Here is a 19,331-nt window from a genome sequence, read left to right as displayed (position 1 = left end):
TCATGCCGCTCGACATCGTATTGCTGTACGGATCATACCGACGCGACCGACTGGGGATCAGGCTTGCGCAGTTCCTCCTGTCGCGTTTCGAAGCCCGCGGCGACAGGCCAATGCTCATCGACGCCAAGGCCGTGGGCCTGCCGATGCTCGATCGGATGTACAAGGAGCACGCCAAGGGTGAGGCGCCCGAGAATATGGAGCGTGCGGCCGAGACGATCCGCACCGCGGACGCCTTCGTCTTCATCGCCGGCGAGTATAATAACGGCGTTCAGCCCGGCCTCAAAAACCTGACCGATCATTTCCTCGAGGAGTGGTTCTGGCGGCCGGCGGCCATCGCCTGCTACTCCCGGGGTATCTTCGGCGGGGTACGCGCGATGATGAACTGGCGCGTCACGCTCGCGGAAATGGGAATGCCTACGATTTCGAGCATTTTCCCGGTCGGCCAGATCGGCCAGGCGCTCGATCCGGAGGGTATGCCGACGGGCGATGCGGGCGCCCGGCTGGAGCGCAACTTCGTGAAATTCGCCGAAGATCTCGCATGGTGGGCGGAGGCGGCAAAGGCGCAGCGCGCCTTAAAGGCACCACCTTACTGACATACGAAAAAGGCGGCCGGCAAAGGGGGGAGCCGACCGCCTTCCTTGAGCGCGCTATGCGTGCGCTTATTCGGGCTTGTCAGCCTTCTCGTTCTTGTGTTCGGCATGATCCGCGTCGCTCGAGGACTGGGCGGCCTCGGCCGACGGAGCCGGCGCGCTCGCCGCCTCGGGTGCGGGCGCGGCGTCCGCAGCCGCCTCGGGCGCCGGTGCGGCTGGTGCCTGCTCGGCCGGAGCGGCGGGTTCGGGCACAGCCTGCGCCATCAGTGCCGCCGGGGCGGCAAGCATCGTCATTGCCAGAAACATCTTGATACGCATGTCGAGATTTCCTCCGAAGGGATTAGCGGAACTCTCAACCCGCACATCTGCAATTGGTTCGCTTTGTGCGCGCCGTTCATCGCACGGCTCGCACAACCGGGGACGGTCCGAACCCTTTGCGCGACAAAGGGGGCGAAAATGACGTAAATTTTACGAGTCTATCCGCACTGTGCGCGGTGGAGCAGCTTCTGGTCGGCCAGCACAAGCGCCATCATCGCCTCGACCACCGGCACGCCGCGGATCCCCACACAGGGGTCATGGCGCCCCTTCGTACGAAGTTCAGCCGCCTCTCCCTCGCGCGTGACGGTCTCGACCGGAATCAGGATCGAACTGGTCGGCTTGAACGCCACGCGCACACGCACGGGCTGGCCGGTCGAGATGCCGCCCGCAATTCCGCCGGCATGATTCGCGAGGAAGAGGGGCCCGTCATTCCCCGGGCGCATCGGATCGGCATTCTCTTCACCGCGAAGCCGTGCCGCGGCGAAGCCGTCGCCGATCTCGACGCCCTTGACCGCGTTGATCGACATCATCGCGGCGGCGAGCTCGCTGTCGAGCTTGGCATAGAGCGGTGCGCCCCATCCTGCGGGGACGCCCGTCGCCTCGCACTCGACGACCGCGCCGAGCGACGATCCCGCCTTGCGTGCCTCGTCGACAAGCGCCTCCCAGCGCTTCGCGGCTTCGGGATCGGGGCAGAAAAAGGGGTTGCTGTCGATCTCGGCCGCATGGAAGCGCGCGGGATCGATCGCGTCGCCGCCGATCTCGGACACCCAGGCGCGGATCGACACTTCGGGGATCGCCGCGCGTGCGACCGCGCCCGCCGCGACGCGCGCCGCAGTCTCGCGCGCCGAGCTGCGCCCGCCACCGCGATAGTCGCGAAAGCCGTACTTCGCGTCATAGGCATAATCGGCATGGCCAGGGCGATAGGCGAGCGCGACTTCGGAATAATCCTTCGAACGCTGGTCGACATTCTCGATCATCAGGCTGATGGGCGTGCCCGTCGTCTTGCCCTCGAACACGCCCGAGAGAATGCGCACCTGATCGGGTTCCTGACGCTGGGTGGTGAAGCGCGACGTGCCCGGTCGACGTTTGTCGAGCCAGGGCTGGATGTCGCCCTCGGCCAGGGCCAGCCCCGGTGGGCAGCCATCGACGACCGCGCCCAATGCTGGCCCATGGCTCTCACCCCAGGTGGTGAACCGGAACACGCGGCCGAAGGTGTTGAGCGACACTGAAATCCCCGTTTATGTCGAGCGGACCTGCCCGGTTATTGCAGTGCGATGTCGGGCGCGTCCTCGGCCTTCATGCCGACGACATTGTAGCCGGCATCGACATGGTGGATCTCGCCCGTCACGCCCGAGGCGAGGTCGCTGAGCAGATAGAGCCCTGCGCCGCCCACGTCCTCGATCGTCACATTGCGGCGCAGCGGCGAATTCAGCTCGTTCCACTTCATGATGTAGCGGAAATCGCCGATGCCCGATGCCGCGAGCGTCTTGATCGGACCCGCCGAGATCGCGTTGACACGGATGCCCTCGGGGCCAAGGTCCATCGCCAGATATTTGACGCTCGTCTCAAGCGCGGCCTTTGCCACGCCCATGACATTATAATGCGGGATCACCTTTTCGGCGCCGTAGTAGCTCAGCGTCAGCAGGCTGCCGCCCTCGTTCATCATCGGCCGCGCGCGCTTGGCCACCGCGACGAAGCTGTATGCCGAGATGTTCATCGTCATCAGGAAGTTGTCGAGGGTGGTGTCGACATAGAGCCCGCGCAACTCGTTCTTGTCCGAAAAGCCGATGGCGTGAACGATGAAGTCGATCCTGGGCCAGCGCGCCGCCAGCGTCTCGAAGGTCTTGTCGAGCGCCGCCATGTCCGAGACGTCGCAATCGATCAGGAAATCCGATCCCAGCTGTTCAGCGAGCGGACGCACGCGCCGTTCCAGCGCCTCGCCCTGATAGCTGAACGCGAGTTCTGCGCCCTGCTCGGCAAGCTTTTGCGCGATCCCCCATGCAAGCGAGCGATCATTGGCCAACCCCATGATCAGCCCGCGTTTTCCGGTCATCAAACCGCTCACAATTCCTCCGTCGCTTCCTTGTCTGCCGCAGCCGCCTGTATCGAGCGCAAATCGGGGCTCTCCGCCAGCGCCGCGTTGAGTTCGGCCCCGATTACCACGCCGAAGCCGACAAGATAGAAGAAAATGAGCACGATCATCACACCGGCGAGGCTGCCATAGGTCAGATCATAGCTTGTGATATGCGCCAGCGCGCGCGGAAGCAGCTCGGTCACGCCCAGCCACCACAGCGTGACAAACAGCGCCCCGGGCCATTTGGGATAGCCCCGCGCGCGATAGGTCTTGGGGGTCAGCGACAGGAACAGAATGTAGAGCGCGACGAACAGCGCGATCGCAGGGCCAACGCGCGACGTCGCGACATACCAGGCGGCATCGGCCTCGAAGGGAAAATAGCGCGCGACAAACTGCTCGACACCGACCAGCACGACCTGAAGGCTGAAGGCCGCGAAGGCGAGGATCACCGACAACACGATGATCCCGATCGAACCCAACCGGTATTCCCAGAAGGGGCGCGAATAGCGCACGCCATAGGCGCGGCGCAGGATGTCGCGGATCGTCTCGATGAAGCTTCCCGTGGTCCACAGACCGATTAGCGCGCCGATCCACAGCAGCGAACCCCCTGAGCGCGAAGCAAGCACATCGTTGATCGGCTTTTCGAGCACTGCCGCGACATTGGGCGGCACCGTCATCAGAAAGGCGTTGACCGCGGCGATGCCGTCCTGGGTCCGCCCGAACAGCCGCGCGATCGCCGCGGCGACGATGAAGAAGGGAAACAGCGTGAAGAGCGCAAGATAGGCGAGGTTGCCCGCGTGCAGGAAGCCGTCGTCATAAACGCCGATGATCACCCTCTTGGCGACCGTGAAAGGGTAAGTGCCCGGCCTGACCCGGTCTATCCCCTCCTGCACCGCGTCGCGCGCCGCGTGCGCGAGGCGCTTGCGACGCTCCTCGGGGGACAGGGGATGGAGGTCCTGCATCGAGGGTTAGACGTCCAGCCCCGCGCGCGGATTGCGCCCGTCATCGCCGGCCCAGCCCTCGACGAAACTGGTCAGCGCACCATCATCCGCCGGGATATCGACCATCAGCGTCACGAGCTGGTCGCTGCGCTCGCCCGATTTCGGGTGAAAACCTTTGCCCTTCAGGCGCAGCACCTTGCCCGATGTCGAGCCCTTGGGAATGGCGAGCATCACGGGGCCGTCGACCGTCGGCACCTTCACCTTGGCGCCCAGCACCGCTTCCTTGAGCGTGACGGGCAGGTCGAGACGGACATTGTCGCCGTCCCGCTTGAAGAAACGGTGAGGACGGATCTCGATGGTCACGATCGCGTCGCCCGCGCCGCCGGGGCCGGTTTGGCCCTTGCCGCCGAGCCGCATCTGCGTGCCCGTCTCCACACCCCTGGGCAGCTTCAGATCGATCGTCTTGCCGTCCTGGAGCGTTATCCGCTGCGGCGTCAGCGCCGCGGCATCCTCGAACGACACCGCCAGCCGGTACGCGACATTGGCGCCCTTAGGCGACGGGGCCTGGCGGCCGCGACCAAAGCCGCCGAAGCCGCTCCGGCTGCGCCCGCCGCCGAACAGGCCGTCGAATATGTCGCCGAAGTCCGCGCCGTCATCGCCGAACTCGAACTGCGCGCCGCCTCCCTGGCCACGAAAACCGCCGCCGTGCCCGCCACCGCCGCCAAAGCCGAAGGGTGAGGTGGGATTCCCGTCGCCATCGATCTCGCCGCGATCAAAGCGCGCGCGCTTATCCTTGTCGGTCAGCAGGTCATAGGCCGCGGTCGTCTGCGCGAAGCGCTCGGCCGCCTTGGGGTTGTCCCGGTTGCGGTCCGGATGCAGCTCCTTGGCGAGCTTGCGATACGCCTTCTTGATGTCGGCTTCGGTCGCGCCGCGCTGGACGCCCAGAATTTGATACGGATCTGATGCCATGATCGTCCTTTTGGCGCGGTTCGTGCGCGGAGACAACAGATTGGAAGCGATGCCACCGGTTCAAGACTGGCCGTTTCCCTCTTATCATCCATCGGTTATGGCGCTCGCCATGACAGATGATCCCTTTGCGCTGTTCGACACATGGTTCGCCGAAGCGCGCGCCAGCGAAATCAACGACTCCAATGCGATGGCGCTTGCCACCGTTGATGCCGAGGGGCGTCCCTCGGTGCGCATGGTGTTGCTCAAGGGGCGCGGCCCCGAGGGCTTCGTCTTCTACACCAACCAGCAAAGCCGCAAGGCTGGCGATCTGAGCGCAAATCCGCATGCGGCTCTGTTGTTCCACTGGAAATCGCTGCGCCGTCAGGTGCGGATCGAAGGACCGGTGACGCTTGTCGATACGGCGACGGCGGACGCCTATTTCGCGACACGCAGCCGGGATTCGCAGCTGGGGGCCTGGGCGTCCGATCAGTCGCGTCCGCTGGACCGTCGCGAGACCTTCGAAGCGCGTTTCGAGGAAATGGAGGCACGCTTTGCGGGGCAGGCCGTACCCCGTCCACCGCACTGGTCGGGCTATCGCGTAACGCCTGAGCGCATCGAATTCTGGCAGGACCGTGAGCACCGCCTTCATGAGCGCCGGCTGTTCACGCGCATCGACAGTAGCTGGAACGAGGGGCTGCTCTACCCGTGACTCGGGCGACGCTGACCCAGCGCGCAGCGATCGCCAGCGTCTGCACCGCAGTTTTTCTGCTCGCGCTCAAGAGCTGGGCGGCGTGGATTACCGGCTCGGTCGCGATGCTCGGATCGCTTGCCGATACCGCGCTCGATCTCGTGGCATCGCTGGTGACTCTGTTCAGCGTCCGATACGCCGCGCAACCCGCAGATCGCGCCCACCGCTTCGGCCACGGCAAGGCCGAGGCCCTGGCAGCGCTGTTCCAGGTCGTGCTGATCTCGATCTCGGCCTGCGGTATCGCCGTGCAAGCGGTGCGCCGGCTGATCGCGGGCGATGTCACGGCCAACGCCGAATATGGGATCGGCGTGTCGATCGCCGCACTCGTCGCGACGCTCGCGCTTATCGCCTATCAGCGGCACGTGATCCGGCAAACACGCTCGATCGCGATCAGCGCTGACAATGTGCATTATCAGAGCGACCTGTTGCTCAACGGCTCGGTGATCGCGGCGCTCATACTCGATCAGTTTCTCGGCGTTACCGGCGCCGATCCAGTGTTCGGCGTGCTGATCGCGCTCTGGCTGCTCTACGGCGCGCTGCGCGCCTCGACGTCCGCTATCAACCAGCTGATGGACAGGGAATGGCCTGAAGAGAAGCGGCAGCGATTCCTGGCGATTGTCGCACAGCATCACGAATTGCACGGCGTACACGATCTTCGCACACGCTCGAGCGGCGCGCTGGACTTCGTCCAGTTTCATGTCTGGGTTCGCCCCGACATGACGGTTGCCGAAGCGCATGAAATCTCAGAGGCGGCCGAACGCGACCTCATGGCCGCATTTCCCGACACCGAAATCCTCATCCACCTCGACCCCGACGGTCAGATCGACCGGCTGGGCGAACCCGACGAAGCCCTGCGGGAGACTCCGGAATGAAGCTACCCTTCGCCCAGATCGACGCCTTTGCCGAGCGGCCCTTTCAGGGCAATTCGGCGGCGGTTATCCCGCTCGACGCCTGGCTTCCCGACGAGATGCTGATCGCGATCGCGATGGAGAACAATCTCTCGGAAACCGCCTTTCTCGTGCCGGCGCAAGGCGATGCGGATTATGACCTGCGTTGGTGCACGCCGACAACCGAAGTACCGCTGTGCGGCCATGCCACGCTCGCGGCAGGACATTTCGTGCTCTCCGCCAATCCGGCGCTTGAAGCCGTGCGCTTCCGGACGCGCAAGGCCGGGGTGCTTGAAGTAAGGCGCGCGGGCGTGGGTTACGCACTTGATTTGCCCGCAACCGAGATGGTGCCGGGCCAGGACGAAACCTTGCTGGACGTGCTCGGCGTGTCCGGCGCGCCGATCTTCGTGGCGAGCAATGGTGTCGAGCGTGTTCATATCGCGCTGCTGCCTGATGAAGCCGCGGTGCGCGCGGCGGCGCCCGACTTCCGCAGGCTCGCGGGCATAGACACCATGGCGATCGTTACCGCGCCAGGCGACAGCGCCGACATTGCGAGCCGCGTCTTCGTTTCGGCCTGGGGCATTGACGAAGATCCCGTCACGGGTTCGGCGCACGCAGCGCTCGTGCCCTTCTGGGCGGAAAGGCTGGGGCGCAACGCCTTCTCGGCCTTTCAGGCGTCGGCGCGCGGCGGGCACATGCAGTGCCGGCTCGAAGGCGATCGCGTTGTTCTCGAGGCGCCCTGCGTCACGGTGATCGAGGGTGTGTTCAGCCTTTAGGCCGCCTCGGCGAACTCAGCCGCTTCGGTTTCCTCGATCCATCCGCCGCCGAGCACACGGTCACCCGCATACAGCACCGCAGCCTGCCCCGGCGCCACGCCATATTCAGGCGCGTCGAACACGACGCGCTCGCCGTCGAGCCGCGCGGCAACGGGCTTGGCGAGCGAGCGTACCTTTGCCGTGACCGGGCCGGAATGATCGCCGCCGATCCAGTTGACACCTGAAATACGCGCGGCCGACACGCCCAGCGCACGGCGCGGCCCGACGATCACGCGCCGCGTCGCCGCATCGAGCCGGACGACATAAAGCGGCTCGGCCTGCCCCCCGATCTCCAGCCCGCGGCGCTGGCCGACGGTGAAATGAATGAAGCCCTTGTGCTGGCCGAGCACATTGCCCGCCAGGTCCACGATCTCGCCGGTTGTGTCGGCATCGGGGCGCACCTTGCGAACGATCTTCGCATAGTCGCCGTCGGGCACGAAGCAGATGTCCTGGCTGTCGGGCTTCATCGCGACGCCCAGCCCCAGTTCCTTCGCAATCTCTCGCACTACGGGCTTGGGCATCCCGCCCAGCGGGAAGCGCAGATAGTCGAGCTGGTCCTGCGTCGTGGCGAAGAGGAAATAGCTCTGGTCGCGCGCTGGGTCGGCGGCACGGTGAAGCTCCGCGCCCTCCCTGCCCTCGACGCGGCGGACATAGTGGCCCGTTGCCAGGCAATCTGCGCCCAGATCCCTGGCGAGCTTGAAAAGATCGGTGAACTTCACCCCCATATTGCACTTCACGCAGGGGATCGGCGTGCGACCCGCCATATATTCGTTGGCGAAGTCCTCGATCACCGAATCGCGAAACCGGCTTTCGTGATCAAAGACATAGTGCGCGATTCCGAGCCTGTCGGCGACCGCGCGTGCATCGCGGATGTCCTGCCCCGCACAACAGCTGCCGGTGCGCCCGACCGCCGCGCCATGATCGTAGAGCTGGAGCGTGATGCCGATCGTTTCGGCACCGGTGCGTGCGGCGAGCGCCGCGACGACCGAACTGTCGACGCCGCCCGACATTGCGACGACGATCCGACGAGCCTTAAGCGGGCCTTCGAGCTGAAATTCGGGGGACATTGCGCGCGCCCCATAACGCCGTTTCATGAAAGACGCAAAATCGACGCGCTTCCACCGCCTCCCGGGACCGCGTTAGGCACGCCAATTTACGGCTGATTCAGCATTTCAGGTTACTTCGCAAACAATAATTGAGGGGCACCCGAGTCGCGATGAAGCTGGTATTTCCACGATTCGACAAGGCGACGCCGTCAAATTCGCCGGCGCCAGATTTCGCGGTGCTGATCGCGGGACTGTCCGCGCACCAATCGGCGAGCGCCACCGCCAGGTATCAGATTTTGTTGGAAAATAGCGACACAACCAAAGATGGCGAGGCTTTTCCGCCCGTCGACCTGTTCGCGCAAAATCCCTGTTCGGCGACGCGCGGTGCCTCGGGAAGCTTCAATCCCGACGTCGCCCGGTCGCTGTCCGGTGATTCAGGAAAATGACCGGAAAATTTACCCTAGCGCTTTAGGTTTATTTCAACGCACCCGGAGTAGGTTGATTCAGCAAGAAGGTTCGAGGGCAGAAACGCCCGTCTTTTGAGGTAGGAATGATCGAAAACCAGAAAATCCGCCCCGCCCAGGTGATCGGTCCGCTCGGAGAGCCGTTGACGCTGGACACGTTGCCGCCACCGGCCACCACGCGCTGGGTCGTCCGTCGCAAGGCGGAGGTCGTCGCGGCGGTGAATGGCGGTTTGCTGACGGTTGACGAGGTTTGCGAGCGCTATCGATTGACGCTCGAGGAGTTCGCGGGCTGGCAGCGCGCGGTCGATCGTTCCGGTATGCCCGGGCTGCGCGTGACGCGCATCCAGCACTACAAGTCGCTTTACGAGCGTCAGCAGAAATATTGAAACCCCACGCGGTCCTGACAGCAGTCAGGTCGTTACCGTTATCTCCGCCCTGTCGCCCTGCGATGGGGCGGAGATTTCATTTTGGGGCCCTGTGCATGACGTGACGGGCATGGAACAAAGACAATCATTATCCGTATAATTCCCATCAGACGCCCATTTTTTCAGAGGCGCGTCAAGGCAGGAGGACGGATCATGCTCTCTTTCATTCTTTGGCTGGTTATCGGCGGCATCATTGGCTGGCTCGCCAGCATCGTGATGCGCACCGACGCCCAGCAGGGCATTTTTCTCAATATAGTGGTCGGGATTGTCGGCGCGTTTCTGGCCGGCCTGGTGCTCTCGGGTGGTTCGATCAACAATGCCGGAGTCAACGTGACCTCGTTGGTCGCGTCATTTGTCGGCGCGGTCGTGCTCCTCGGCATCGTCAATCTGATCCGGCGCGGCAGCGTGCGCTGATCACGCGGACCGTCTGAAGGAGCCGCGCGAACGGAATTCGCGCGGCTCGCTTCTGTGGGGCAAGCCCTATTCCAGTTCGAAGCTGACGGTCACGGTAACACCCACGGTCTGTTCGCCGGCTGCGATCGCGGTGTCGGCCTCGGCCTTGCCTCGCGATGCCATGACATAGGGCATGGGCGGCGGCGGCGCATAGCCTCCGGCTTCACTGATCGACAAGATGCGCTTCACCTTGAGGCCGGCCGCGCCGGCGTAGAGTTCGGCGCGCGCGCGAGCTTTCTTGACCGCATCGACACGCGCCTCGTCCTCGGCTGCTTCGGGCTTGTCGAGTTGCAGACTTGGCCCATGGATCTGGTTGACCCCTTCCGCGACCAGCGCATCTAGAATCGTGCCACTCCTGGCGACGTCGCGAAAACGGACCGAGACCATGTTGGTCGCCTGATAGCCGGTGATGACGGGCGGGACGTTCTCGCCATAACGATATTGCGGCTGCAGGTTGACGGTGCTGGTCTGAACATCGCGCTCGGCCACACCCGCTTTTTTCAGCGCCGCTATGACCCGCGCCATGCGCGCCGCGTTCTCGCGCATCGCGCCCGCAGCATCATTGGCCTGCGTCACGACACCCGCGCCGATCACCGCAACGTCGGGCACGCGCCGCGTTTCGCCTGTGGCGACAATGTCGAGCTTAGCCCCCTGAAGCACGGGAACGGGGACCGCGACCGTTGATTGCGCCGACAGCGCGGACGGTGCGGCGCCCAGCAGGGCGAGCGCGAACACCGGAAAGGTCTTGTGCATTGACGCGTAACTCCTTGTCCTGGTGGAAGGACATCCTCCCGCCATCAAGGCCTTTCAACACAGATTTGCTGCACGGCGGCTGAATGCACCGCCTCAAGCATGGCTTCGCGTTCAGCCCCTGCCGCGTACCTTGAGGATGACGCGATACAACGCGAGCAATGCTATTGCGCCGATCGTCGCGCCGATAAAGCCCGTCGATTCACCGGGCTCGTAAAAGCCAACGATCTGGCCGACATAGCCAACCAGCAGCGCGCCCGCGATTCCGATCAGGATCGTCACGAGGCATCCGCCGGGGTCCTTGCCCGGCATGATGAGCTTACCGAGCCCGCCCGCGACAAGTCCGATAAGTATCCACCAGAGAAAATCGCCCATTCGCCTTCCCTCCCTGAACAGCGCGCACGAAGCGCCGCGCACTCTTCCTTCGATCGTCTGAAATGGCAAGCGGCGAAATGCGACGCTCGCGTTACAACTATGCGATTATGGACGAAATTCCTTGATTTCGGCCACGACTGGGCGCAGGAAGCGCGCTTTCCAAAAGTCCCGCTTGAGGCTGGTGACTTATTGATGTAATACACTTGCCGCACCCTCGGATGCTTCAAGGCTGAAAGCAGGCAATGATGAACTACGAATCGCGCTTCACCGAAAACGGTAGCGAGATAGATCTTTCCTCCGACGAGGATCGCGCAAGGCGCAACCGGCGCCGGATCATCATTGCCGCCGGGGCGGCTTTGATTGCGCTCGTGGTGGTGACGGTCCTCGCCTTTGGCGGAGGCAAGGAAGCCACGCCCGTCGCAGGCGAAGGTGCGGGCAAGGCCGTGCCTGTCGTAACGGTGATGGTGCCCGGCCGTCATGTCGTCGATCGCGTTGTTTCTGCGACTGGTTCGATCGGTGCGCGCCGCGAGATGCCGGTTGGCGTCGTCGGCGAAGGCGGCATGGTGGTACAGGTGCATGTGGAACCGGGCGACTGGGTGGGTGCGGGCCAGGTCCTCGCCACGATCGAGCGCTCGGTGCAGACGCAGCAGAATGCGCAGCTCGCCGCGCAGATCAATGTCGCGAATGCCGATGCGCGACTGGCGCAGGCCGAACTGGAGCGCGCGCAGGCGCTTGTCTCGCGCGGCTTCATCTCCAAGGCCGATATCGAACGCAAGACCGCAACACGCGATGCGGCTATCGCGCGTGTGCGCGTTGCCGAGGCCACGCTCGCTGAAAATCGCGCGCGGACCGGTCGGCTCGACATCCGCGCCCCTGCGGCTGGCCTCGTGCTCACCCGCGCGGTCGAGCCCGGACAGGTTGTCGGCTCCGGCAGCGGCGTGTTGTTCCGACTCGCCAAGGGCGGCGAGATGGAACTGCTCGCACAGCTCAGCGAGGCTGACCTGATGAGCATGCCGGTCGGCTCGCGGGCGACCGTGACGCCAGTGGGCAGCGCGGAAAGCTTCAGCGGGTCGGTCTGGCAGGTCTCGCCAGTTGTCGATCCTCAGACGCGCCAGGGCACGGCGCGCATCGCGCTCAGCTATAACAACGCGCTGCGTCCGGGCGGCTTTGCGGCAGCCGATATCGTGCGCGGATCGCAGGAAGCTCCGATGCTGCCCGAATCTGCCGTGCAAAGCGACGCCAAGGGCAACTTCGTCTATCTGGTCGACAAGACGAACAAGATCGTCCGTCGCGATATCACGGTGGGCGACGTGACCGACAAGGGCGTCGCGGTAAGCTCGGGCCTTACGGGAAGCGAGCGGGTGGTGTCGTCGGCAGGCGGCTTCGTCAATCCGGGCGAGACGGTCAAACCCGTTCTCGATAAAGCCGCGCGCTAGGAGTTCGCCGCAATGAACTTCCGCAACATTTCAGCCTGGTCGATCCGCAACCCGGTTCCGCCGCTCGTCATCTTCGTCGCGCTTACCATCGCCGGGCTCGTCAGCTTCATGCGCATGGACGTCCAGAACGATCCGGACATCGATTTTCCCGGCGCGATCGTCTCGATTACCCAGCCGGGCGCTGCGCCGACCGAGCTGGAGACACAGGTCACGCAGCGCGTCGAGGCGGCCATCCGCAGCATCGAGGGTATCGACGAGCTCAACTCGACGGTTACCGAGGGTAATTCGCGCACTTTCGTCCAGTTCGCGATAGGCACGCCGATCGACCGCGCCGTGATGGACGTGCGCGACGCGGTGACGCAAATCCGCTCGGATCTGCCCGAAGGCATATTGGAACCACAGGTCATCCGCCTGTCCACCTCGGGAAACACGCTGGCCTTCTTCGCTGCCGAGACGAGCGACATGACGCTCGAGGAGCTGAGCTGGTATGTCGACAACAACGTCGCAAAGGCGCTGCTCTCGGTGTCGGGCATGGGCGACGTCAACCGGCGCGGCGGCGTCAGCCGCGAGATCCGTATCATCCTCGATCCCGTCCGGATGCAGGCCCACGGGCTGACCGCGTCGGACGTGAACAATCAGCTGCGCCAGGTGAACATCAACGCAGCAGGCGGACGCGCCGAGATCGCGGGATCGGAACAGTCGGTTCGCGTGCTCGGAAATGCCAAGAACGCCTTCCAGCTGGGGCAGACCCAGATTGCGATAGGTGGCGGGCGCACCGTCAAGCTCGCCGACATCGCCGATGTCCGCGACCTGTTCGCCGAGCAGCGGTCGATTTCCAAGTCCAACGGCAAGCAGGTCGTGAGCTTCGGCTTCGAGCGTGCCAAGAACACCTCGGACATCACCGTCTATGACGACGCGATCAAGGTTCTGAAGGACCTCGAAAAGCAGAATCCAAAGGTGAAGTTCACGCAGCTTTTCACCAATGTGGATTATGCGAAGGAACAATATAGTTCGGCAATGTGGGCCATGGTCGAGGGCGCGGTGCTCGCGGTGCTCGTGGTCTTTCTGTTCCTGCGCGACTGGCGCGCGACGGCGATATCGGCGCTTGCCATCCCGTTGTCCGCAATTCCCGCCTTCTGGTTCATGGACCTGATGGGGTTCACGCTGAACTCGATGACGCTGCTCGGGCTCAGCCTCGTCGCGGGCGTGCTGGTCGACGACGCCATCGTCGAGATCGAAAACATCGTGCGCCATATGCGCATGGGCAAGAGTGCGTATCAGGCGTCGATCGACGCCGCCGACGAGATCGGGCTCGCCGTGCTGGCCACGACAATGACGATCGTCGCCGTCTTCCTTCCCGTCGGCCTCATGCCGGGCGTTTCCGGCCAGTTCTTCAAGAATTTCGGCCTCACCGTCGTCGCAGCGGTGGTGATGAGCCTTGCCGTTGCGCGCATGATCACACCGATGGTCGCGGCCTATTTCCTCAAGGCCAAGGGCGAGGCGAGCCACGGCGAAGGCTGGCTGATGGATCGCTATATGGGCATCCTGCACTGGACGCTCGACAAGAGCTGGGCAAAGAAGGTCCGCGCACGTACCGATCGCAAGCGCTGGGCATGGCCGCTCGCGGACCACCGGATCTGGGTCGTCGGCATGGGCGCACTGTCCCTCGTGCTGACCATTGTCGTGTTCAGCATGCTTCCCTTCACCTTCCAGCCCGCGCTCAACAGCGACACCAGCCGCATCGGCATCCGCATGGTGCCGGGCACGACGCTCGCGCAGACCGAGGCTGTTGCCGACAAGGTGGTCACGATGATGGAGAAGGAGCCGATCGTCGAACGCGCCTTCTCGCGCATCGATGTTGGCCAGGCGACGGTCTATCTGCGCCTGAAGAAGGACCGCGACACCACGAGCATCGACTTTGAGCGCACCCGTGCTCCGAAGCTCGCCGCCATTCCCGATGCACGCGTCAATTTCGAGAGCCAGTTCGGCGGCGGCGGCGGCGGGACCAACCGCGAGATTTCGCTCACGCTGGGCGGCGACAACCCCGAGCAGCTCATGCAGGTCGCGGGCAAGATACTCGACGAGATGTCGGGCCTTAAGGAAATCGTCGCGCCGCGGATCGAGGGCAATCTCCAGCGCCCCGAAATCGTGCTCAAACCGCGGCTTGATCTGGCCGCCAATCTCGGTGTGACGACCTCGGCGCTCAGCAACGCGATCCGTATCGCGACACTGGGCGATATCGATCAGAACAGCGCGAAATTCTCGCTTTCAGACCGTCAGATCCCAATCCGCGTCGCAATCGAACAGAATGCGCGCGAAAAGCTGGCGACCATCGAAAATCTGCCCGTTCCGACGCAGAGCGGCGGTTCGGTGCCGCTGCGGCTGGTCGCCGACATCGGCTTCGGCGCAGGCCCGACGCAGATCGACCGCACCAATCAGGTGCGCCAGATCACGATCGGCGCCGACCTCGCGGCCGGCCTCGTCTCGGGTCAGGCGATGGAGAAGATCAACGCGCTGCCGACCGTCCAGAACCTGCCGCTCGGCGTAAAGCGGTTGATCCTGGGCGAATCCAAATGGCAGCAGGAAATGATGGTCAGCTTCATGATCGCGCTGGTCTCGGGCATCATGCTGGTCTTTGGCGTGCTGGTGCTGCTCTACCGGACGGTGATGCCGCCTTTTGTTAATATGGGTTCGCTGCTGCTCGCGCCGCTTGGTGGCGGCATTGCGCTACTGTTGACGGGCAATGCGATCTCGCTCGCGGTGATGATCGGCGTTCTGATGCTGCTGGGCATCGTGGGCAAGAACTCGATCCTGTTGATCGACTTCGCGCTCGAGGAGATGGCAAAGGGCGTCGACAAGACCGAAGCCGTCATTGATGCGGGCCACAAGCGGGCCCAGCCGATCCTGATGACCACGGTGGCAATGATCGCGGGCATGGTGCCGACCGCATTGGCGCTGTCCGGCGACGGTGCATGGCGCCAGCCCATGGGCATCACCGTTATCGGCGGGCTGATCGTCTCGACACTCCTGACGCTGATCATCGTACCCGCGACGTTCAGCCTTGCGATCGGCGTCGAACGGTGGATCGGACCGCGGCTGCGCCGGCGCCTGCTGACCTATCGACCCGAACATGAGGCGGGTGGTCACACCACCCCCCAACCCGCGGAGTGAACCATTTCGCTGCCGGATCATTCTAGCAGCATGGGATTGTTCGCAAGAACGGGTATTTCACGGCTGAGCGTCGCGCCCAATGGCGCTGCGGGAATGCGCGCCGCCGCCACGGGACTGCTGGTCCTGATGGCGGCGGTTTTCCTTGTGGCGCGGTATATGGAGCCGCTCCACCCCGCCTGGGGCTTCGTGAAGGCCTTTGCCGAAGCGGCGATGGTGGGCGGCCTCGCCGACTGGTTCGCGGTCACCGCGCTGTTCCGCCACCCGCTTGGCCTGCCGATACCGCATACGGCCATCATACCACGCAACAAGGATCGGATCGGCGACACGCTCGCACTGTTCCTGCGTGACAATTTCCTGACCCCGACCGTCGTCGCAAGGCGCATGTACCGCGTCGACGTCGCCGCCGCAGCAGGCCGGTTTCTCGCAAATCCCGATGTGACCGGCGAAGGCCGGCTGCGTCAGGGCGCGTCACGGCTCGCGGCCGACATTCTGGAGGCGCTCGATCAGGAGCGGCTCGGCGGCATGGTCAAGAATGCGATCGCGCAGCGGCTCGACGCGCTCGATGTCGCGCCCATCCTCGGGCAGGCGCTCGATGCCGCGATGAAGGAGGGGCGACACCTGCCGCTGCAGGAGGGCATCATCAACTGGGCGGCCGAGACGCTGGCCGCCAACGAGCACATCATCCGCGACATGGTCCATGAGCGCGCGGGCACGATCCTGCGCTGGACCGGGCTCGACGAGAATGTCGCCAATGCCATCATCAAGGGGCTGCACAAGCTGCTCTTCGACATGGCCGACGATCCCGACCATCCGCTGCGCGCGCGCGTCAACGAGGCTTTCGCCAACCTCGCCTTCGACCTTCAGCACGACAAGGACATGCAGGCCAAGGTCGACCGCTGGAAGGGTGAAATCGTCAGGAACCCGGCGATGCAACGCTGGATCGACGGACTGTGGGAGCAGGCGCGCCAGGGGCTGCTCAAGGCCGCGCGCGATCCCGATGCCGCGCTCGCAGGCAAGCTGGGCGAGGCACTCAGGCATCTCGGCACGACACTGCAGCAGGATGAGGGCCTGCGCGAGACCATCAACCGTTTCGCGCGCCGCACCGCGGTAGGTGCGACCGCGACCTATGGCGACGGGCTCGTCCGGCTGGTGTCCGACACTGTCCGGGGCTGGGATGCCGAGACGATCACCGGCCGCCTCGAAAATGCGGTCGGGCGCGATCTCCAATATATCCGCGTCAACGGCACGCTCGTCGGCGGCCTGGTCGGCCTCATCATTCACACGGCGGACCTCTGGATCTAGATGTGGAGCCTGATCGGTTGAAGCGGAAGCACGACGCGTTTCCGTTGAAAGCTTGAATCAGCCTCTGTTCAACGAGTCTCGTCCAGCCGGCGCGCCTCTTCGACCAGCATGACGGGGACCCCGTCGCGGATCGGATAGGCGAGCCCCGCCGCCTCCGATACCAGTTCCTGTCGCCCGGCGTCGTAGCGCAATGTCTGCCGCGTCACCGGGCACACCAGAATGGCGAGCAATTCGGGGTCGGGCTCGCGGCTCATTGCAGCGTAACACCTTCGTCGTCGCCGCCATGGTGGCGACCAAAGAATTGCATGAGCTGGACGATCAGTTCGCACCGCGCGGCGATATCGGGCGCCTCGAGCAGTGCCTGCTTCGCCGCGACGTCGAAGGGCGCGATCTGCGCGATGCCGTTGACCAGCGATTCGTCGTCGAGCCGCGTCACCGCCTCCCAGTCGACCGCATAGCCCTGTACATCGGCAAAGCGCCGCGCCTCGATCTCAAGCGCGGCACGCTCAGCGATCGCGAGTGCCCGCTCATCCGAATCGCCTTCGAACCCCTCGAGCGAGACTTCGAGCTGGCGAAACGGTGTGGTCACGTCGAGTTCGCGAAGCACACGAAAGCGCGAAACACCCTCGAGCACGATATTGTAGCGTCCGTCTTCGAGCGCCTCGACATGCGCGATCCGGCCGATGCAGCCGATATCGAACAGCGGCGGCGGTTCACCGCCCGCCTTGGGCTGGATCATGCCGATCCGCCGGTCACGCGCCATCGCATCGCTGACCAGCGCACGATAGCGCGGCTCGAAGATATGCAGCGGCAACTGCATCCGCGGGAACAGGATCGCGCCGCCAAGGGGGAATACCGACAGCCGCGTGGTCTTTTCGGTCATCAGGTGAACAATATCGCCGAAAGCCGCCGGCGCAGCGCAGACACCCACGGATCCTCGAGCCCGACGACTTCCATCAGCGTCAACAGTCGACCACGCGCGGCATTGTCGTTCCAGTCGCGGTCGCGCCGGATGATCTCGAGCAGGGCCTCGGCCGCGCCATCGCGGTCGCCCGCCGCCATCAGCCCGCCCGCGAGCTCGTATCGCGCTTCGTGATCCTCGGGGTTCGAATCGACCCGCGCGCGCAGCGCGTCAAGATCATCGACGGGCGCGGCATCCTTCTTGAGTGCCAGTGCCGATTGCGCGCGCTGGATCGCGGGATCCTTTTTGAGGTCCTCGGGCAGTGCGGCGAGCATGGCTTCGGCCTCGTCGACATGCCCAGCCGCGATCGCCGCACGAAGCTGCCCCGAAAGCGCTGCGGGCTCCTCGGGCGCCATCTCGGCGATCTGGCTGAAGATACCAAGCGCGCGTTCAGCGTCGCCCCCCGCCAGCACCTCCTCGCCCATGGCGAGCAGCGGCTCGATCTCCTGCTTCAGGTCGGCCGCCTCGCTCTTCACGGGAAGCTGGCGCAGAATCTGGTCGAGAATCTGCGAAAGCTGAGCCTCGGTGCGCGCATTGGTCAGGTCTGCGACAATCTGGCCCTGGAACACCGCGTAAACCGTCGGAATCGACTGGATGCGGAACTGCGCGGCGATCGCCTTGTTGGCCTCCACATCGATCTTGACGAGCTTGACGCCCTTTGCGGCATAGCTCTCGGCGGTCTTTTCGAGCACGGGGGTGAGCTGCTTGCACGGTCCGCACCAGTCCGCCCAGAAATCGAGGATGATCAACTGGGTCATTGAGGGCTCGACCACGTCGCGCTTGAACACCTCCAGCGCCTCGCGCTCTTCCGCACCCAGTCCGAGACTTGCCACCATCACGCTCCTTCAAGAATTCAGCCGCCCTTATGTGGGGCGCGGCCCCCATATGCCAAGTCCAAAGCCGTGTCGCAGCATAATGCAAAAAACTCTTCACTGGGGGGTTGCGGGGTCCCCGACCCGATGCTAACAGCCGCGCCTCACCCACCGAGTGGCTCCGGCCACCGGGTACGCAGCGAGCGGGCGTAGCTCAGGGGTAGAGCACAACCTTGCCAAGGTTGGGGTCGAGGGTTCGAATCCCTTCGCCCGCTCCAGCGACTTCAGGGTCGAAAGACAAAGGCCGCCGCAAGGCGGCCTTTTCTTTTGGAGCGCTTCAGATCCCGGTCATCGCGCCAGACGCGCGCGCCAGTTCCAGATATGGCCCATAGCAAGGAGAAGGCTGCCGAGAACGGTCAGCCCCGTCTCGATCGCAATGCGATGGCCGCCCGTCGCGCCCCAGCCGATCAGCAGGAGCCCTACTGCGCCCATGATCGCGGGAAGCAGCAGCCCGTGACGGCGATATCCCGCCAACAGCGCGATGCCGCTCGCGGGGAGCGCAAACGCAAAGGCCGCCAGGTGAAAGCTTTCGGGAAATGCGAGCAAGTCAGCGAGCGCAGGTAGCATCGCGATCAGAACCGGAAGCCCGAGGCAGTGCGCAAGGCACAGTGCCGACGCGCCGATCGCAGCGCCATCCCAGATCCGCTGCGCGCGCGACGGTCGTTTCATGAACCAGCTCCCAAGATACAAAACAGCCAGCCGGATCCATGTTACAATGTAACACGTGTCCGGCTGGCGCTATCTGGAGTGCGGAT

General features: G+C 64.3%; 22 protein-coding genes and 1 tRNA gene. 11 read left to right on the top strand and 12 right to left on the bottom strand.

Going from position 1 to position 19,331, the window contains the following annotated elements; all coding sequences use genetic code 11:
* Positions 1-2: 2 nt before the first annotated feature.
* Positions 3-593, top strand: coding sequence for an NADPH-dependent FMN reductase (locus MKI88_RS02435; RefSeq protein WP_241629239.1), 591 nt, complete (start codon positions 3-5; stop codon positions 591-593).
* Between the two features lie 66 nt (positions 594-659).
* Here the strand turns inward: MKI88_RS02435 and MKI88_RS02430 are convergent, their stop codons facing one another.
* The 5 genes from MKI88_RS02430 to MKI88_RS02410 all read right to left on the bottom strand — a co-directional run bounded on the left by MKI88_RS02430 (position 660) and on the right by MKI88_RS02410 (position 4,892).
* Complete coding sequence (locus MKI88_RS02430) at positions 660-908, bottom strand: hypothetical protein (RefSeq protein WP_241629237.1); 249 nt, start codon at positions 906-908, stop codon at positions 660-662.
* A 158-nt stretch (positions 909-1,066) separates the two neighbouring features.
* Positions 1,067-2,134 carry a chorismate synthase gene (gene aroC, locus MKI88_RS02425; protein WP_241629234.1) on the bottom strand — a complete coding sequence of 356 codons (1,068 nt, stop codon included), beginning with the start codon at positions 2,132-2,134 and terminating at the stop codon, positions 1,067-1,069.
* A gap of 35 nt (positions 2,135-2,169) precedes the next feature.
* Entirely contained in the window at positions 2,170-2,973 is an 804-nt protein-coding gene (gene fabI / locus MKI88_RS02420) for an enoyl-ACP reductase FabI (RefSeq protein WP_281063698.1), read from the bottom strand.
* Positions 2,970-3,944 carry a YihY/virulence factor BrkB family protein gene (locus tag MKI88_RS02415; protein ID WP_241629229.1) on the bottom strand — a complete coding sequence of 325 codons (975 nt, stop codon included), beginning with the start codon at positions 3,942-3,944 and terminating at the stop codon, positions 2,970-2,972. Before MKI88_RS02415 ends, fabI begins: the two co-directional genes overlap by 4 nt.
* Positions 3,945-3,950: 6 nt before the next feature.
* Positions 3,951-4,892 carry a DnaJ C-terminal domain-containing protein gene (locus MKI88_RS02410; protein ID WP_241629227.1) on the bottom strand — a complete coding sequence of 314 codons (942 nt, stop codon included), beginning with the start codon at positions 4,890-4,892 and terminating at the stop codon, positions 3,951-3,953.
* Positions 4,893-5,001: 109 nt separating this feature from the next.
* Here MKI88_RS02410 and pdxH point away from each other — a divergent pair, with 109 nt between their 5' ends.
* Genes pdxH through MKI88_RS02395 form a run of 3 tightly spaced genes read left to right on the top strand, consistent with a single transcriptional unit; the run spans position 5,002 to position 7,282 of the window.
* Complete coding sequence (gene pdxH, locus MKI88_RS02405) at positions 5,002-5,580, top strand: pyridoxamine 5'-phosphate oxidase (RefSeq protein ID WP_241629225.1); 579 nt, start codon at positions 5,002-5,004, stop codon at positions 5,578-5,580.
* The gene (locus MKI88_RS02400) at positions 5,577-6,491 is read left to right on the top strand and encodes a cation diffusion facilitator family transporter (RefSeq protein WP_241629223.1); all 915 of its coding nucleotides are present in this window, start codon (positions 5,577-5,579) and stop codon (positions 6,489-6,491) included. The genes pdxH and MKI88_RS02400 overlap by 4 nt, the downstream gene beginning before the upstream one ends.
* A complete protein-coding gene (locus MKI88_RS02395; protein WP_241629221.1) occupies positions 6,488-7,282 on the top strand; it encodes a PhzF family phenazine biosynthesis protein in 795 nt (264 codons plus the stop codon). The genes MKI88_RS02400 and MKI88_RS02395 overlap by 4 nt, the downstream gene beginning before the upstream one ends.
* Here the strand turns inward: MKI88_RS02395 and mnmA are convergent.
* Entirely contained in the window at positions 7,279-8,388 is a 1,110-nt protein-coding gene (gene mnmA / locus MKI88_RS02390; RefSeq protein WP_241629219.1) for a tRNA 2-thiouridine(34) synthase MnmA, read from the bottom strand. The genes MKI88_RS02395 and mnmA overlap by 4 nt on opposite strands.
* A 149-nt stretch (positions 8,389-8,537) precedes the next feature.
* Between mnmA and MKI88_RS02385 the strand changes: the two genes are divergently transcribed.
* The 3 genes from MKI88_RS02385 (at position 8,538) to MKI88_RS02375 (ending at position 9,670) form a co-directional block, all read left to right on the top strand.
* Positions 8,538-8,813, top strand: coding sequence for a hypothetical protein (locus tag MKI88_RS02385; RefSeq protein WP_241629217.1), 276 nt, complete (start codon positions 8,538-8,540; stop codon positions 8,811-8,813).
* A 104-nt stretch (positions 8,814-8,917) separates the two neighbouring features.
* Positions 8,918-9,217, top strand: coding sequence for a DUF1153 domain-containing protein (locus tag MKI88_RS02380; RefSeq protein WP_241629215.1), 300 nt, complete (start codon positions 8,918-8,920; stop codon positions 9,215-9,217).
* Between the two features lie 192 nt (positions 9,218-9,409).
* Positions 9,410-9,670 (top strand): GlsB/YeaQ/YmgE family stress response membrane protein, encoded by a 261-nt coding sequence (locus MKI88_RS02375; RefSeq protein WP_241629213.1) that lies wholly within the window; start codon positions 9,410-9,412, stop codon positions 9,668-9,670.
* 66 nt (positions 9,671-9,736) lie between these two features.
* Here MKI88_RS02375 and MKI88_RS02370 read toward each other — a convergent pair whose 3' ends face one another.
* Both MKI88_RS02370 and MKI88_RS02365 read right to left on the bottom strand, forming a co-directional pair.
* Entirely contained in the window at positions 9,737-10,462 is a 726-nt protein-coding gene (locus tag MKI88_RS02370) for an SIMPL domain-containing protein (RefSeq protein ID WP_241629211.1), read from the bottom strand.
* A gap of 111 nt (positions 10,463-10,573) precedes the next feature.
* Positions 10,574-10,834, bottom strand: coding sequence for a GlsB/YeaQ/YmgE family stress response membrane protein (locus MKI88_RS02365; RefSeq protein WP_241629209.1), 261 nt, complete (start codon positions 10,832-10,834; stop codon positions 10,574-10,576).
* 245 nt (positions 10,835-11,079) lie between these two features.
* Between MKI88_RS02365 and MKI88_RS02360 the strand changes: the two genes are divergently transcribed.
* Genes MKI88_RS02360 through MKI88_RS02350 form a run of 3 tightly spaced genes read left to right on the top strand, consistent with a single transcriptional unit; the run spans position 11,080 to position 16,743 of the window.
* Complete coding sequence (locus MKI88_RS02360; RefSeq protein WP_241629494.1) at positions 11,080-12,270, top strand: efflux RND transporter periplasmic adaptor subunit; 1,191 nt, start codon at positions 11,080-11,082, stop codon at positions 12,268-12,270.
* Positions 12,271-12,282: 12 nt separating this feature from the next.
* Positions 12,283-15,441, top strand: a complete 3,159-nt coding sequence (locus MKI88_RS02355; RefSeq protein ID WP_241629207.1) for an efflux RND transporter permease subunit — start codon at positions 12,283-12,285, stop codon at positions 15,439-15,441.
* Positions 15,442-15,471: 30 nt separating this feature from the next.
* Positions 15,472-16,743, top strand: coding sequence for a DUF445 domain-containing protein (locus MKI88_RS02350; protein WP_407073291.1), 1,272 nt, complete (start codon positions 15,472-15,474; stop codon positions 16,741-16,743).
* 68 nt (positions 16,744-16,811) lie between these two features.
* Here MKI88_RS02350 and MKI88_RS02345 read toward each other — a convergent pair whose 3' ends face one another.
* Genes MKI88_RS02345 through MKI88_RS02335 form a run of 3 tightly spaced genes read right to left on the bottom strand, consistent with a single transcriptional unit; the run spans position 16,812 to position 18,540 of the window.
* Complete coding sequence (locus tag MKI88_RS02345; RefSeq protein WP_241629204.1) at positions 16,812-16,997, bottom strand: Trm112 family protein; 186 nt, start codon at positions 16,995-16,997, stop codon at positions 16,812-16,814.
* Complete coding sequence (locus MKI88_RS02340; RefSeq protein WP_241629202.1) at positions 16,994-17,626, bottom strand: LON peptidase substrate-binding domain-containing protein; 633 nt, start codon at positions 17,624-17,626, stop codon at positions 16,994-16,996. Before MKI88_RS02340 ends, MKI88_RS02345 begins: the two co-directional genes overlap by 4 nt.
* Positions 17,626-18,540 (bottom strand): tetratricopeptide repeat protein, encoded by a 915-nt coding sequence (locus MKI88_RS02335; protein ID WP_241629200.1) that lies wholly within the window; start codon positions 18,538-18,540, stop codon positions 17,626-17,628. The genes MKI88_RS02340 and MKI88_RS02335 overlap by 1 nt, the downstream gene beginning before the upstream one ends.
* A 179-nt stretch (positions 18,541-18,719) precedes the next feature.
* On the opposite strand from MKI88_RS02335, the gene MKI88_RS02330 reads away from it, so the two are divergent.
* Positions 18,720-18,794, top strand: a tRNA-Gly gene (locus tag MKI88_RS02330).
* 70 nt (positions 18,795-18,864) lie between these two features.
* On the opposite strand, the gene MKI88_RS02325 is transcribed toward MKI88_RS02330, so the two are convergent.
* Complete coding sequence (locus tag MKI88_RS02325; protein WP_241629198.1) at positions 18,865-19,245, bottom strand: MerC domain-containing protein; 381 nt, start codon at positions 19,243-19,245, stop codon at positions 18,865-18,867.
* Between the last annotated feature and the right edge of the window lie 86 nt (positions 19,246-19,331).

Origin of the sequence: Sphingomonas sp. LaA6.9, from assembly GCF_022601895.1 — a bacterium.
GTDB lineage: Bacteria > Pseudomonadota > Alphaproteobacteria > Sphingomonadales > Sphingomonadaceae > Sphingobium_A.
Note: the sequence above shows the minus strand (reverse complement) of the source record. Positions and strands in the feature narration are given on the sequence as shown.

Excerpts from the sequence above, each read along its gene's own strand:
- MKI88_RS02365 (WP_241629209.1), bottom strand. The coding sequence starts at position 10,834 with ATGGGCGATTTTCTCTGGTGGATACTTATCGGACTTGTCGCGGGCGGG.
- MKI88_RS02370 (WP_241629211.1), bottom strand. The coding sequence starts at position 10,462 with ATGCACAAGACCTTTCCGGTGTTCGCGCTCGCCCTGCTGGGCGCCGCA.
- MKI88_RS02410 (WP_241629227.1), bottom strand. The coding sequence starts at position 4,892 with ATGGCATCAGATCCGTATCAAATTCTGGGCGTCCAGCGCGGCGCGACC.
- mnmA (WP_241629219.1), bottom strand. The coding sequence starts at position 8,388 with ATGTCCCCCGAATTTCAGCTCGAAGGCCCGCTTAAGGCTCGTCGGATC.
- MKI88_RS02415 (WP_241629229.1), bottom strand. The coding sequence starts at position 3,944 with ATGCAGGACCTCCATCCCCTGTCCCCCGAGGAGCGTCGCAAGCGCCTC.
- MKI88_RS02345 (WP_241629204.1), bottom strand. The coding sequence starts at position 16,997 with ATGAGCCGCGAGCCCGACCCCGAATTGCTCGCCATTCTGGTGTGCCCG.
- MKI88_RS02355 (WP_241629207.1), top strand. The coding sequence starts at position 12,283 with ATGAACTTCCGCAACATTTCAGCCTGGTCGATCCGCAACCCGGTTCCG.
- MKI88_RS02380 (WP_241629215.1), top strand. The coding sequence starts at position 8,918 with ATGATCGAAAACCAGAAAATCCGCCCCGCCCAGGTGATCGGTCCGCTC.
- MKI88_RS02435 (WP_241629239.1), top strand. The coding sequence starts at position 3 with ATGCCGCTCGACATCGTATTGCTGTACGGATCATACCGACGCGACCGA.
- MKI88_RS02335 (WP_241629200.1), bottom strand. The coding sequence starts at position 18,540 with ATGGTGGCAAGTCTCGGACTGGGTGCGGAAGAGCGCGAGGCGCTGGAG.
- MKI88_RS02350 (WP_407073291.1), top strand. The coding sequence starts at position 15,472 with ATGGGATTGTTCGCAAGAACGGGTATTTCACGGCTGAGCGTCGCGCCC.
- pdxH (WP_241629225.1), top strand. The coding sequence starts at position 5,002 with ATGACAGATGATCCCTTTGCGCTGTTCGACACATGGTTCGCCGAAGCG.
- MKI88_RS02395 (WP_241629221.1), top strand. The coding sequence starts at position 6,488 with ATGAAGCTACCCTTCGCCCAGATCGACGCCTTTGCCGAGCGGCCCTTT.
- MKI88_RS02430 (WP_241629237.1), bottom strand. The coding sequence starts at position 908 with ATGCGTATCAAGATGTTTCTGGCAATGACGATGCTTGCCGCCCCGGCG.
- MKI88_RS02385 (WP_241629217.1), top strand. The coding sequence starts at position 8,538 with ATGAAGCTGGTATTTCCACGATTCGACAAGGCGACGCCGTCAAATTCG.
- MKI88_RS02360 (WP_241629494.1), top strand. The coding sequence starts at position 11,080 with ATGAACTACGAATCGCGCTTCACCGAAAACGGTAGCGAGATAGATCTT.
- MKI88_RS02325 (WP_241629198.1), bottom strand. The coding sequence starts at position 19,245 with ATGAAACGACCGTCGCGCGCGCAGCGGATCTGGGATGGCGCTGCGATC.
- MKI88_RS02375 (WP_241629213.1), top strand. The coding sequence starts at position 9,410 with ATGCTCTCTTTCATTCTTTGGCTGGTTATCGGCGGCATCATTGGCTGG.
- MKI88_RS02340 (WP_241629202.1), bottom strand. The coding sequence starts at position 17,626 with ATGACCGAAAAGACCACGCGGCTGTCGGTATTCCCCCTTGGCGGCGCG.